Consider the following 13,016-nt stretch of genomic DNA (forward strand, 5'->3'; position numbering starts at 1 on the left):
AGCTATAAATATCTAATGAAAGATTGAGTGTGTACACTTGCAATTCCATTAGATATTTATTTTTTTGTTGTTAGTTAGAGAAGCGAAATATATTTGATGAAAATAGGGAGGAATAAATAGATGAAAAAAGTTAGAAAAGCCATAATACCAGCTGCTGGTTTAGGAACTAGATTTTTACCTGCAACAAAAGCTATGCCTAAAGAAATATTACCTATAGTAGATAAACCAACCATTCAATATATTGTGGAGGAAGCAGTAGCCTCAGGTATAGAAGACATCATCATTGTTACCGGGAAAGGAAAAAGAGCGATTGAAGACCATTTTGACAATGCTCTAGAGCTGGAGAGTAATTTAATTGAAAAAGGAAAATACGACCTTTTAGATAAAGTGCGATACTCTTCAAATCTAGCAAATATTCATTACATTCGTCAGAAGGAACCGAAAGGCCTCGGACATGCGGTCTGGTGTGCTCGTAACTTTATTGGGGATGAACCATTCGCAGTTTTACTAGGCGATGATATTGTTCAAAGTGAAACGCCTTGCCTGCGACAACTAATTGACCAATATGAAGACACATATTCATCAGTAATAGGGGTGCAGCAAGTGTCTGATGCAGAGACAGATCGTTATGGCATTATAGATCCCTCAACTAAACAAGGTCGTCGTTATGAAGTTAGTGATTTTGTTGAAAAACCAAAACTGGGAACAGCACCTTCAAACCTAGCAATTATGGGAAGATACATCTTGACACCTGAAATATTTACGTTACTGGATCAACAAGAAAAAGGTGCAGGTGGGGAAATTCAATTAACGGATGCAATTCAGAAGCTAAATCAAATTCAAAGGGTCTTTGCTTATGATTTTGAAGGACGCCGTTATGATGTGGGTGAAAAGTTTGGATTTGTAAAGACAACCATTGAATTTGCGATTCAACACGAAGATCTCCATGATGACATGCTCGAGTACTTGAAGAACTTAGTAGCATCATTCGAAAAAGAAAAAGTAATGCTTTAGTAGAAGGAAGGGAAGTATTTTGTCTAATCTGGCGAACCAGGAAGTTGCATATAAACAAAACAAATCCATAAGTGTAAATGAACATAAACCCTATCTTCTAGTAAAGAGATGTATAGATATACTTGGAGCAACAGTTGGAATTGTGCTATTAAGTTTTCTCTTTGTAGTTGTTGCGATTCTAATTAAGATTGAAGACCCTAAAGGTGCGGTACTATTTTCTCAAAAGAGAATCGGCTTAAATGGAAAAGAATTTAAAATGTATAAGTTCCGTTCGATGGTATCCAATGCCGAAGAAAAGTTGGAAAATTTATTAAAATACAATGAGGTTAGTGGGGCTATGTTTAAAATGAAAGACGACCCACGGATCACAAAAATAGGGAAGTTTATAAGGAAAACGAGTATTGACGAACTCCCACAGCTAATTAATGTTTTAAAAGGTGATATGAGTTTGGTTGGGCCAAGACCGCCTCTTCCTAGGGAAGTGGCTGAATATAGCGAATATGACAAGCAAAGGTTAATGGTGATACCAGGTTGTACAGGTCTTTGGCAAGTCAGTGGACGAAATAGCCTTGGATTTACTGAAATGGTGGAATTAGACCTCGAGTATATCCGAGAAAGATCTTTGGTATTTGATGTAAAAATTATTTTTAAAACAGTTTTTGTGCTATTCGGTTCTAAAGACGCATTTTAATAGAACGATTGTGATAGACCACCGATACTAATAATTTTTACAAAATGGAGGAAATTATAAATGAAAATTTCAGTTGTTGGAACTGGCTATGTAGGATTAGTGACTGGAGTCTGTTTATCTGAAATTGGACACAATGTAACGTGTATTGATATAGATGAAAATAAACTAAACCAATTGAGAGCGGGAATTTCTCCAATATTTGAGCCTGGTCTTGATGAATTAATGAAAAAGAACATTGAAGCCAATCGGTTGGTTTTTACTTCTGATCATAAAGATGGTTTTAAAGACTCGGAGGTAATTTACATTGCTGTGGGTACACCAGAAAAGGAAGATGGATCTGCAAACCTTTCCTATGTAGAACAAGTAGCAATGGATATAGCAAAACATGTAAATAATGATGTAACAGTTGTTACGAAAAGTACAGTTCCAGTTGGCACGAATAGTTGGATTAAACAAGTTATTCATTCGAACTTAGTGAATGACGTCAAAGTTGAGATTGTATCCAATCCGGAGTTTTTACGCGAAGGTTCTGCTATCTATGATTCATTTAACGGAGATCGAATTGTAATTGGATTTGATAATGAAGAAGCAGGTAATATTATTGAGGAAATTAATAAGCCCTTCGGTATTCCTGTATTTAAAACGGACATTCGTAGTGCTGAAATGGTTAAATATGCTTCTAATGCTTTCCTTGCAACGAAAATAAGCTTCATCAATGAAATATCTAATATTTGCGAAAGACTAGGAGCAAATGTGGAAGATGTTGCACTTGGTATGGGACAAGACAGTAGAATCGGTACTCAATTCTTAAAAGCAGGTATTGGATATGGCGGCTCTTGCTTCCCTAAAGATACAAAGGCATTAGTACAAATCGCTGGTAATGTTGAATATGAATTTGAATTATTAAAAGGTGTCATTAACGTAAATAAAAAGCAGCAAGAAATCCTTATGGAGAAGCTTAATAATCGATTTGGTTCACTAGCAGGGAAAAAGGTAGCGGTACTAGGACTTGCTTTTAAACCTAATACAGATGACATGAGAGAGGCAGCTTCAATTACTATTACGAATCAATTGGTTGAAGGTGGAGCGCGAGTATTTGCATACGATCCAGTAGCAGCTGACAATGCAAAAAGAATTCTTAATAAAGAAGTAAATTATGTGGAAAATATTTTGGAAGCTATAAAAGATGCCGATGCTGCAATGATTCTAACAGAATGGGCTGAGATCAAAGATTTAAACCCAAAAGTATTTATAGAGAATATGTCAAGTCCGATTGTTTTTGATGGTCGTAACTGTTATGAACTAGATCAAATGAAAGAATTTGATATTGAATATTACTCAATGGGTAGAGCAACAATAAATAGTAAAAGTATCACAAGGGTTTTACAGAATAATTAAATAAAATTGGACTTTATGTAATTATATTTAACCTGCATTCTTTGAAAAAAGAATGAATGAATACTTTAATATACAAAATAAATTAAAGTGAGTGATTAAAGTTCAATATGAAAAATGTATTTATTATCGGAAGTAAAGGAATCCCATCAAGGTATGGCGGTTTTGAAACGTTTGTAGATAAATTAACAGAGCATAAGAAATCAAATGAAATTAAATATCATGTGGCTTGTTTAGCGGATAATTTTAACGAATTCGAGTATAACAATGCAAGATGTTTTAATGTTAATGTTCCAGAGATTGGACCTGCAAAAGCAGTCTATTACGACATTAAATCACTCGAGTTAGTTTATAAGTATATTAAAGATAATAGGATTAGTAACGCAATTGTTTATATACTAGCCTGTCGAATAGGCCCATTTATGAATTCTTACAAAAGTAAATTTGAGAAACTAGGGGTTCCCGTTTACGTGAACCCTGATGGTCATGAATGGAAAAGAGCGAAGTGGAATCGTTTTATACGACAGTACTGGAAATTATCTGAACGCTTAATGATAAAAAATACTGATTTGGCTATTTGTGACTCTAAGGCAATTGAGAAATATATTCATGAAGAATATAAAAGCTATCACCCAAAAACCACATTTATTGCATATGGTGCAACGGTAAATACTCCGAATCAGTTGGATGAAAATAAATATCTTGAATGGTTAAAAAGTTGGAACATACAAGAAAGTGAATATTACTTAATTGTTGGTCGGTTTGTTCCTGAGAACAACTACGAGTTAATGATTCGAGAATTTATGAAATCAAGTACTACAAAAGCTTTAGTTATTATTACAAACATTGAAGAAAATAAGTTTTACAATGACTTAAAAAAGAGTACTAATTTCGATTCGGACAAGAGAATTAAGTTTGTTGGAACTGTTTATGATCAGGAATTGCTATCTCAAATAAGAACCAAAGCTTTTGCGTACCTACATGGACATGAAGTAGGCGGAACAAATCCATCGCTATTAGAGGCTATGGCGACAACTCCCTTAAACTTACTGTTAGATGTTCAATTTAACAGAGAAGTTGGCAGTGATGCTGCCCTTTATTTCGGAAAAGGTTCTAATGCCCTAGCAGCTACTATTCAGCAAGCGGATCATTTATCCTTGGAAGATTTGGAAACTATTGGCAACGAAGCGAAGAAGAGAATTGAAGAGGAGTATTCATGGGATATCATCGTTGATAAATATGAAAATCTATTCTTGGGGGATTAGTACATGAGAATATTACATTATACTCTTGGTCTCCCGCCAGTTAGAAGTGGTGGTCTCACAAAATATGCCGTGGATCTTATGGAAGAGCAAACGAAGGATCATGAAGTCATTCATTTATATCCCGGAAATATAGATTTACTTAACAAGGAGACTAGGATATCAAAGAACAAAAAAATCACTTCAACTATCGAGCATTATCATATTATTAATTCGTTACCTCTTCCATTGTTTAGAGGGATTAAGCAGCCAGAGGATTTTATGAAGGATGGTCCCTCTGATATATATCTAGGTTTTTTGCAAGAAGTTAGGCCGGATGTAATTCATATCCATACCTTGATGGGGATTCACAAGGAATTTTTCAAATCTGCCAAAAGTCTTGGAATCAGGATGGTCTATACTTCTCATGACTATTTTGGCATTTGTCCTACCATCAATTTATATAAGGATCAACACAAAACGAATTGTACGGATTATGAAGATGGGAAGGGCTGTATAGAATGTTGTGCTAATGCGATGGGTACCAAGTCTCTATTCCTTACACAAACACCTATTTATCCATTTTTGAGAAAACTAAAAAAGTTAAAGCCTGCAAAACAAAATGGTGAGTCAGATTTACCTATTCTTACTATAGAAGATTATAATCAAGAACATGCTGATAAATATGTAATGTTAAGAGAATTCTACTTAGACATTCTTCGCAAAATTGATTTTTTCCATTTCAATAGTACAGTAGCAGAGAGCGTCTTTAAGGAGTATTTGCCAAACTTAAAAGGTAAAGTTGTGGATATTACTCACAGTGGAATTAAGGCAGTTAAAAGTATGAAAACAAAGTCTTCTAAAATTCGTTTAGGATATTTAGGGCCGTTAAAGGAATTTAAGGGCTTCAATTTACTACTCAATGCCTTTATACAATTGCCGAGTGATAAATATGAACTACATCTGTATGGCGATGAAGGTAAGTTAGGGATCCCAGAGAATGTATTCTTGCATGGCCGTTATTCAACAGATGAGCTTGAAAAGATATTTTCTATGATAGATGCCTTAATTGTGCCAAGTATCTGGAAAGAAACATTTGGTTTTGTTGCATTAGAGGGATTAAGCCATGGCACTCCGATAATCGTATCTGAAAATGTAGGTAGTAAAGATTTAGTATCAGATGAATACGGTTGGAAATTCTCCTTTAGTTCCATAACAGATTTAAGAGAGCTTTTGCTATCACTAAATAAAAAGGATTTATATAAAAAGCATTTAAATATCCAACAAAATTTTAAGGTAAGCACTATAAATGAACATTGTAGTGCGCTTTATGCTGAAATTTACGATAGTAAAAAGGTGACTTTATGAGAAAAATAGTTTCATTTCTTGCTTCAAAACTTAAGGGTAAGGAAATGGTAATTGACGAGAATATCCCTATGAGCTACTTGTTTTTTTTAGGTTTAGATTTTTTCCTAGCTATTTTAAGAGGGGTATTGTTACTAGGTTTGGGTTCCAAGGGGAAGATGTTTGTTAAATCCAAAAGTGTTAAGCTACTCTGCCGATCTAAAATACAACTAGGCAATAATGTTAGACTTGGTGAAAAGGTTTTGATTGATGGTTTATCAAAATATGGAGTACAACTAGGCAATAATGTCGCCATTGGATCAAGTACAATCATAAAATGCACGGGCAGTTTTACTGATATTGGAGAAGGTTTGAAAATAGGTAACAACTTTGGATGCGGTGAGAATTGCTTTTTTGGGTCTGCAGGTGGAATCGAAATAGGAAATGATGTGATAATGGGACAATCTGTTCGATTTCATGCTCAAAACCATAATTATAGCGACATAAACAAGCCAATAAGAGAACAAGGAGTTAATCAAATCGGTATTAAAATAGGAAATGACTGTTGGATTGGTTCGGGCGTGGTTTTTTTAGATGGTGTTAAAGTTGGTAATGGTTGTGTAATAGGCGCTAATACACTTGTAAATAAAGATATTCCCGATAATAGTATAGCCGTTGGTAACCCAGTAAAGGTAGTAAAACAAAGATGAAAATATAAGGGGTGAAACAATGATTGATGTAATTATTCCTGTATACAATGGTTTTGATGAAACAAAGGAATGTATAAATTCCTTATTGTCATGTAGTAATAAGAGTAGTCATAGATTGATTTTTATTAATGATAATTCACCAAATAAAGATATTCATACATTACTTAATGAACTAAATAATGAGAACACAATTGTATTGCATAATCAAAATAATCTTGGGTTTGTCAAATCGGTAAATAAAGGTATGAAGTATTCTAATCATGATGTAATTTTATTGAATTCCGATACAGTCGTAACTAACAATTGGATTGATAAATTATATCATGCGGCATACTCTGATGAGAAAATTGGAACTGTTACAGCAAGCACTAATAATGGCACGATTGCGTCTGTTCCATATTTTAACCAAGACAATGAACTCCCAGAGGGTTATTCAATAGAGCAGTTTTCCCAACTAGTTGAAAAGGTCTCGGATAAAATATATCCCGTCATACCAACGGCCGTAGGTCATGCCATGTATATTAAAAGAACTATGTTAGATTTGATCGGCTATTTTGATGAAGAGACTTTTGGTATGGGTTATGGTGAGGAAATGGACTTTTCCTGCAGAGTGATAAGGAGAGGGTATAAAAACATTTTAGCAGATGATACATTCATTTTTCACTATGGAAGTACATCATTTAAAAGTGATAAAGCAAAACTAATCGCAATTCATAAGAGAAAGCTATTAAAAAAGCATTGGTGGTATCCAATAAATGTGAAAAAGTTTATTTACTTTGATAAAAAAGTAAAAAATATATGCAAAAGAATTGAAGAAGAAATTAGGATGCGGTGAAATGAGTATTTTTCAAAAAAAAATAGGCTTAAATATGATCGCGGTAATCATAACTATTATATTAGTTTCTACCTTAAGTTTATTGGGCGTATTCAAATCTAATATTATTTCTCTGGCTTTATTTGGAGCAATTCTATTTATACTTCTATATTTAGCGGCCAATAAAAAAGTATTTTGGTGTTATTTGCTAATTATACCTTTGGTACCTACTTATTTTGCTTTTAATTTATCCGATAGTCTTCCACTTCTAAGTGCATACAGAATGCTTTTACTTGTATTAGTTATTGATCAGTTAATCCTAAAAAAAAGGACCCCTTTATTAGTAAAAACAATAAGCAAGGATAAATTTGCTCCAATCATTACCATTTATTCATTAGGGATTTTTTTCATAGGTTTATATCACTTTATATCTAAATCCAATACAACTGCGTTTGTAGGAACTATTGCTATTTTATTTGAGTATGTTCTTTTGTATTACATTGTTTTAATGAATATAAACTTGATAATTAAGAAAAAAGGAAAAAGTGAAACACTAAAGGGAATATTAAAAATACTTTGTATAAGTGCGTTTATACTTGCAATATTTGGTATTATTGAACGCTTAATTTCATTTAATTTATTTACTTTACTTGATATTTCTCAGAGAGCTGGAATAGGGGCAACTACCCATGTGAGGATGGGGGAACTTCGTGTAAGTACGAGTTTTATTCATTCTTTAGGTTATGGTTTATATCTACTGTTAATGATACCAATTGTCTTTTATCAAGTAACTATCTATAAAGAAACAAAAGGAAAGCAATATTATTTTAATTTGATTTTATTACTGTTACTCTTTGTAAATATATTGTTCACAAACTCAAGATCAACTTTGTTAGCACTTGCAGCTTCAATGCTAATCTTTTTTTTCCTTTCGAATTTTAAGAAAAAAATTATTAGTTTATATCTCGTGATTTTAATTGGTATACCGATAATAGGTCTTAGTTTGACACCTTTTGCAGAGAAAATCCCTGTGATTTCAAGTATAAGCGGAAATGTTAAATCTCTGTCAGATACTTTATTAGGGACATCCTATGTTGAAAACTACGGATCGAATGAGGAACCTTTTACCTATAGGAAGCAGCTGATTACTTTTGCTTTTAGTCAAACAGGTTATGAAAATATTGCTGGAAAAGGCATTGGATTTATTCGTAAGGAACCTTTAGTCTTTTATCTTCCTGAAATTAATCCTTACGGTTTAACAGTCTCTTACTCCGTGGATAATTACTATGTAAATGTTAAATTAGAATTAGGCTGGGTTGGATTAATATTAACGATTTCACTATTTTTAGTATTTTTAGTATCAATATTTAAAAACAGGAATAATTCCTTTTTTAATAAAATTCTTTTAGTGTCACTATCTGGTTATTTATTTGAGTTAACAATGGTTGGCGAACTAGACACACTAAAATATATTTGGATTATTTTCGCAGTATTTACTGCATTTTCTGTTTATCCTCAAAACTACGATAAACAAAGTATTTCTCCACAATAGCCGGACAAAATATCTATTGATTCTTTTTTTATAAATACTTTTTGTACCATTACTAAATTATGATACTAAAGGAGGTGTCGGTTTGGATATTTCAGTTGTTATTCCAACCTATAATCGTGCTGGTATTATTAAAGAGTCAATAAAGAGTGTGCTTGATCAAACCTTGGCTCCTCTTGAAATCATCATTGTGGATGATTTTTCTACGGATAATACTAAGGACGTAATAGACTCTTTTAATAATCCAAAAATTAAATACGTATTAAACAAGTTTTCAAAAGGGGCAAATGGGGCAAGAAATACCGGAATAAAACTGGCTCAAGGCACCTATATTGCCTTTCAAGATAGTGATGATATTTGGCTGCCAAACAAGTTAGAACTACAAATAAAATATATGATAGAAAACCCTGAAGTGGACATGTGCTTCTGCAGTTTAAATATCATAAATGGTCCAAGGAGAATCGTACCTAAAAGAAAAGTACAATTTACTGAAATTGAAAAAGAACTAAGAAAAAATAACTTTATTAGTACACAGGCGATTTTTATCAAAAAAGAAGTAGCTATGAATACTTTGTTTGATGAGGAGCTTTTGCGTTTTCAAGATTGGGATTTTTGCTTAAGGGTTGCTAAATCATACACAATTGGTCATCTAGATAGTCCGCTTGTAGATGTTGAAGTTCAATCTGACAGTATAACTAAGAAAGTAAATGGACTAGAAGCTTTTTATCAACTAATAAATCGACACCCAGAAATTGCAAATGCTGATATAGCAAATAAATCATTATATAATAAAGTTTTGTTTAACAGAACAAAAAAAGACAATAAGTTTGAATCCTTAATGTATTTCACAAAATACGTAATATATAAGGTTTTTGAAAAAACATTTATCAAAGTTGAGCGAGTATAAAAGTATTATTTATATGCAAATAAAGAGGACTGGCCGTTAAGGAGAAGTAGAATGCAAAAAGTAGACATACTATTGCCTATATACAATTCATATGATGAAACTTTGAATTGTATCGAAAGCATATTAAAACACACGCCGGAAGGTTCTTATAACCTATACTTATTGGATGATAACAGCCCCGACCAAAGGATTGAAGAACTAACTTTTCAACTTTCCAACAAACATCAGCATATCACTGTAATTCGAAACATGAAAAATTTAGGATTCCCTGAAAATGTAAATAATGGATTGCGTTCTAGTAAAAATGATGTGGTAATTATTAATAGTGATACATTAGTTACTAATTCATGGCTCGAAGTATTAGTGGAGACTGCATACCTGGATGAGAAAATAGCTGCAGTCAACCCCATGAGTAATTATGGAAACATTTCAGGAGTCCCGACACTTAATAACGAAATCAATGATTTATTCAGTTATGAAGAGTTAGTAGCTGCATTTGTAAAAAGCAATTTAAACGGATATGTAGAGGCACCGTTATTAATTGGTTTTTGTATGTATGTAAAAAGAAGTGCTTTACAGAGAGTTGGATTATTTGATTCAGAAACCTTTAAAAGGGGCTATGGTGAAGAATCAGATTGGTGTATGAGGGCAAGGAAACTGGAATATAAGTTAGTGGTTGCCAAGGGCTCTTATGTTCATCATATTGGCGGGGTCTCATTTGGAGAAGAAAAAGAAAAACTAAGAAATCAATCAAGAGAAATTCTTCTAACTAGGTATCCTGGAATCGATCAAGAACTGGTGAAATATGTGAAGGAAAACACATTAAAAGATATTAGAAAAATGATGTGTGGTGAACTTCATTTATTGAAAAAGAATACGAACATGAAGTTAAAACTAAAGATAATTAAAAACTTATTGAAGAATTATCTATGATATTTCAAATTGTCATGAAAGCTTTATATTGTATTAGACGATATATATAAAAGGGTATGAACATATTAAATGAGTAAACTTATATCAAATTATCTATTCACAGTAGTTTACCAGCTACTATTAATGTTAACACCATTTATCACAACACCCTATGTCTCACGCATCTTAAAGGCTGAGGGTATTGGAATTGATGCCTATGTTACATCCATTGTTCAATTATTTCTTGTATTTATTATCTTGAGTATCCCGTTGTATGGAAGCAGGCAAATTGCTACCAAACAAACCCAAGAGGCTAGTTCAAAGGAATTTTGGTCAATATTTACTTTTCAAGCTCTTGTTTCTTTGGTTAATATATTTATTTATTTTATATTCGTTAGTAATGTTAATGAATACAAAGATTTATTCCTAATTAATATTTTTACAATTTTGGCATCTAGTTTAGATATTTCGTGGTATTTCATTGGAAAAGAACAAATGAAAAAAATCGCTATAAGGAATATGATTGTAAAAATAGCAGGGATTATCCTAATATTTGTTCTTGTAAAAGATTTTGATGATTTACCATTGTATCAACTTATCAATGGGGGAACTTTATTTATTGGTCAATTAATCATGTGGGTTCCGTTATTGAAGGAAGTTAAAATTGTTAAATATACCTTTAAAGAGTTAAAAGCTCATGTCCAGCCTATTCTTGTTTTATTTTTACCCCAATTATTAATTCAAGTATATGTACTAGTTAATAGAATCGTATTGGGGAATGTATCAGGAGAAGTGGAAGTCGGGTTTTATAACCAGGCGAACAAAGTGATAAGAATCGCATTGGGTGTTATTTCTGCTTTAGGCACTGTGCTGCTTCCAAGGATGGCTAGTGAATTTGCAAAAGGAAATCATAATGAAATAAATAAATATATTAATTATGCGCTACAATTCGTACTTTTGATTACATTACCTATGACTTTTGGGATGATGGCAATCGCTCCAAATTTTGTTGAATGGTTTTTAGGAAGGGATTTCTTAGAGGTCTCTAGTATACTTATGATCATGAGTCCAGTTATCTTTTTTGTGGGACTTGCCAATGTTTTTGGAGTACAAATATTAATTTCCACGAATCAGCAGAATAAATATTCTATTTCAATTACTGTTGGAGCAATCTTAAGCTTATTGATTAACTTCATGCTCGTTTCTCCTTTTGGCAGTACTGGAACGACTATTGCTTTAGTGGTTGCGGAAGGCGTTGGTGCAATCATACAAATGTATTTTGCAAGGAAGTATTATAACTTTGGATATTTCCTTAAACTGTTCTTTAAATATTTATTAATAAGCTTAATATTATTTATTGCAGCAAGTCTATTTGCTATGTTAGTGGATATTTCACCAATAATGATAACATTTATTCAACTATTGATTGGCTTTGTTGTATACTTTGTTGGGCTTTTGATTACAAGAGATACACTTGTAATGAAATTACTTAAGACAACACAAAATAAATATATGCATAAAAAGTAATGAGAGGATAGGTTCATTTATGAAAGGGATTATTTTAGCAGGTGGGAGCGGCACACGCTTATACCCATTAACCATGGTAACAAGTAAGCAATTATTACCCATTTTTGATAAGCCAATGATATATTATCCAATGTCTACCTTAATGCTTGCGGGCATAAGGGAAATTTTGATTATTTCTACACCTGAAGATACGCCGCGTTTTGAGGCATTATTAGGCGATGGCTCTCAATTTGGAATAAGTCTTGAATATAAGGTTCAACCGAGCCCGGATGGATTAGCTCAGGCTTTTTTAATTGGTGAAGAGTTTATTGGAAACGATTCAGTTGCCATGATTTTAGGAGATAATATTTATTACGGTAGTGGGATGCGTAAGATTTTACAAAGGGCTGCACAAAAAGAAATGGGTGCAACCGTTTTTGGCTACCATGTTCATGACCCTGAGAGATTCGGTGTAGTTGAATTTGATGACAGCGGAAAAGTATTAAGTGTGGAGGAAAAACCTGAGTTTCCTAAATCAAATTATGCCATTACTGGTTTGTATTTTTATGATAATCGGATTGTTGATATTGCGAAAAATGTCAAACCATCTTCAAGAGGCGAATTGGAGATTACCTCAGTGAATGAAGCCTATTTACATATGGGAGAATTAGAGGTAGAGCTATTAGGCCGAGGATTTACGTGGCTAGATACTGGTACCCATCAAAGTTTAGTGGAAGCAACAAATTTTGTAAAAACGGTTGAAGAGCATCAAGGAATTAAAATTGCTGCATTAGAAGAAATTGCTTATATTAATGGATGGATCAATAAGGATGCTTTGTATGAATCAGGTGAAAAATTTTCTAAGACAGGCTATGGTCAATATTTGTTAAAAGTAGCGAGTGGACGTATTAAGTACTAAATTGGGAGTGTTAA

12 protein-coding genes are annotated in these 13,016 nt (G+C 32.9%); all 12 read left to right on the forward strand.

The window, feature by feature from the left end:
- Positions 1–120 precede the first annotated feature (120 nt).
- The 12 genes from galU to rfbA all read left to right on the forward strand — a co-directional run bounded on the left by galU (position 121) and on the right by rfbA (position 13,002).
- A complete protein-coding gene (gene galU, locus M3189_RS17925; protein WP_251636059.1) occupies positions 121–1,014 on the forward strand; it encodes a UTP--glucose-1-phosphate uridylyltransferase GalU in 894 nt (297 codons plus the stop codon).
- A 16-nt stretch (positions 1,015–1,030) separates the two neighbouring features.
- The gene (locus M3189_RS17930; RefSeq protein ID WP_435368104.1) at positions 1,031–1,705 is read left to right on the forward strand and encodes a sugar transferase; all 675 of its coding nucleotides are present in this window, start codon (positions 1,031–1,033) and stop codon (positions 1,703–1,705) included.
- A gap of 60 nt (positions 1,706–1,765) precedes the next feature.
- Entirely contained in the window at positions 1,766–3,103 is a 1,338-nt protein-coding gene (locus M3189_RS17935; RefSeq protein ID WP_251636063.1) for a UDP-glucose dehydrogenase family protein, read from the forward strand.
- Positions 3,104–3,210: 107 nt separating this feature from the next.
- Positions 3,211–4,365 (forward strand): beta 1-4 rhamnosyltransferase Cps2T, encoded by a 1,155-nt coding sequence (gene cps2T, locus M3189_RS17940; protein ID WP_251636065.1) that lies wholly within the window; start codon positions 3,211–3,213, stop codon positions 4,363–4,365.
- A gap of 3 nt (positions 4,366–4,368) precedes the next feature.
- Entirely contained in the window at positions 4,369–5,709 is a 1,341-nt protein-coding gene (locus M3189_RS17945) for a glycosyltransferase (RefSeq protein ID WP_251636067.1), read from the forward strand.
- The gene (locus M3189_RS17950; protein WP_251636068.1) at positions 5,706–6,395 is read left to right on the forward strand and encodes an acyltransferase; all 690 of its coding nucleotides are present in this window, start codon (positions 5,706–5,708) and stop codon (positions 6,393–6,395) included. Before M3189_RS17945 ends, M3189_RS17950 begins: the two co-directional genes overlap by 4 nt.
- Positions 6,396–6,414: 19 nt before the next feature.
- Positions 6,415–7,230: a glycosyltransferase family 2 protein gene (locus M3189_RS17955; RefSeq protein WP_251636070.1), complete on the forward strand. Its 816-nt coding sequence runs from the start codon at positions 6,415–6,417 to the stop codon at positions 7,228–7,230.
- A 1-nt stretch (position 7,231) separates the two neighbouring features.
- Positions 7,232–8,761, forward strand: coding sequence for an O-antigen ligase family protein (locus tag M3189_RS17960; protein WP_251636072.1), 1,530 nt, complete (start codon positions 7,232–7,234; stop codon positions 8,759–8,761).
- 82 nt (positions 8,762–8,843) lie between these two features.
- Positions 8,844–9,665, forward strand: a complete 822-nt coding sequence (locus tag M3189_RS17965) for a glycosyltransferase family 2 protein (RefSeq protein WP_251636074.1) — start codon at positions 8,844–8,846, stop codon at positions 9,663–9,665.
- A gap of 51 nt (positions 9,666–9,716) precedes the next feature.
- On the forward strand, positions 9,717–10,598 hold the full coding sequence (locus M3189_RS17970) for a glycosyltransferase family 2 protein (RefSeq protein WP_251636076.1): 882 nt from the start codon (positions 9,717–9,719) through the stop codon (positions 10,596–10,598).
- 69 nt (positions 10,599–10,667) lie between these two features.
- Entirely contained in the window at positions 10,668–12,104 is a 1,437-nt protein-coding gene (locus M3189_RS17975) for a flippase (protein WP_251636079.1), read from the forward strand.
- Between the two features lie 19 nt (positions 12,105–12,123).
- Positions 12,124–13,002 (forward strand): glucose-1-phosphate thymidylyltransferase RfbA, encoded by an 879-nt coding sequence (gene rfbA, locus M3189_RS17980; protein WP_251636089.1) that lies wholly within the window; start codon positions 12,124–12,126, stop codon positions 13,000–13,002.
- The last annotated feature ends 14 nt before the right edge of the window (positions 13,003–13,016 follow it).

The sequence above is a fragment of the Neobacillus niacini genome (genome assembly GCF_023715415.1).
Taxonomy (GTDB): domain Bacteria; phylum Bacillota; class Bacilli; order Bacillales; family Cytobacillaceae; genus Neobacillus; species Neobacillus niacini_C.

Coding starts and splice junctions, on each gene's coding strand:
- cps2T (WP_251636065.1), top strand. CDS start 3,211: ATGAAAAATGTATTTATTATCGGAAGTAAAGGAATCCCATCAAGGTAT.
- M3189_RS17935 (WP_251636063.1), top strand. CDS start 1,766: ATGAAAATTTCAGTTGTTGGAACTGGCTATGTAGGATTAGTGACTGGA.
- M3189_RS17950 (WP_251636068.1), top strand. CDS start 5,706: ATGAGAAAAATAGTTTCATTTCTTGCTTCAAAACTTAAGGGTAAGGAA.
- rfbA (WP_251636089.1), top strand. CDS start 12,124: ATGAAAGGGATTATTTTAGCAGGTGGGAGCGGCACACGCTTATACCCA.
- M3189_RS17975 (WP_251636079.1), top strand. CDS start 10,668: ATGAGTAAACTTATATCAAATTATCTATTCACAGTAGTTTACCAGCTA.
- galU (WP_251636059.1), top strand. CDS start 121: ATGAAAAAAGTTAGAAAAGCCATAATACCAGCTGCTGGTTTAGGAACT.
- M3189_RS17970 (WP_251636076.1), top strand. CDS start 9,717: ATGCAAAAAGTAGACATACTATTGCCTATATACAATTCATATGATGAA.
- M3189_RS17960 (WP_251636072.1), top strand. CDS start 7,232: ATGAGTATTTTTCAAAAAAAAATAGGCTTAAATATGATCGCGGTAATC.
- M3189_RS17945 (WP_251636067.1), top strand. CDS start 4,369: ATGAGAATATTACATTATACTCTTGGTCTCCCGCCAGTTAGAAGTGGT.
- M3189_RS17955 (WP_251636070.1), top strand. CDS start 6,415: ATGATTGATGTAATTATTCCTGTATACAATGGTTTTGATGAAACAAAG.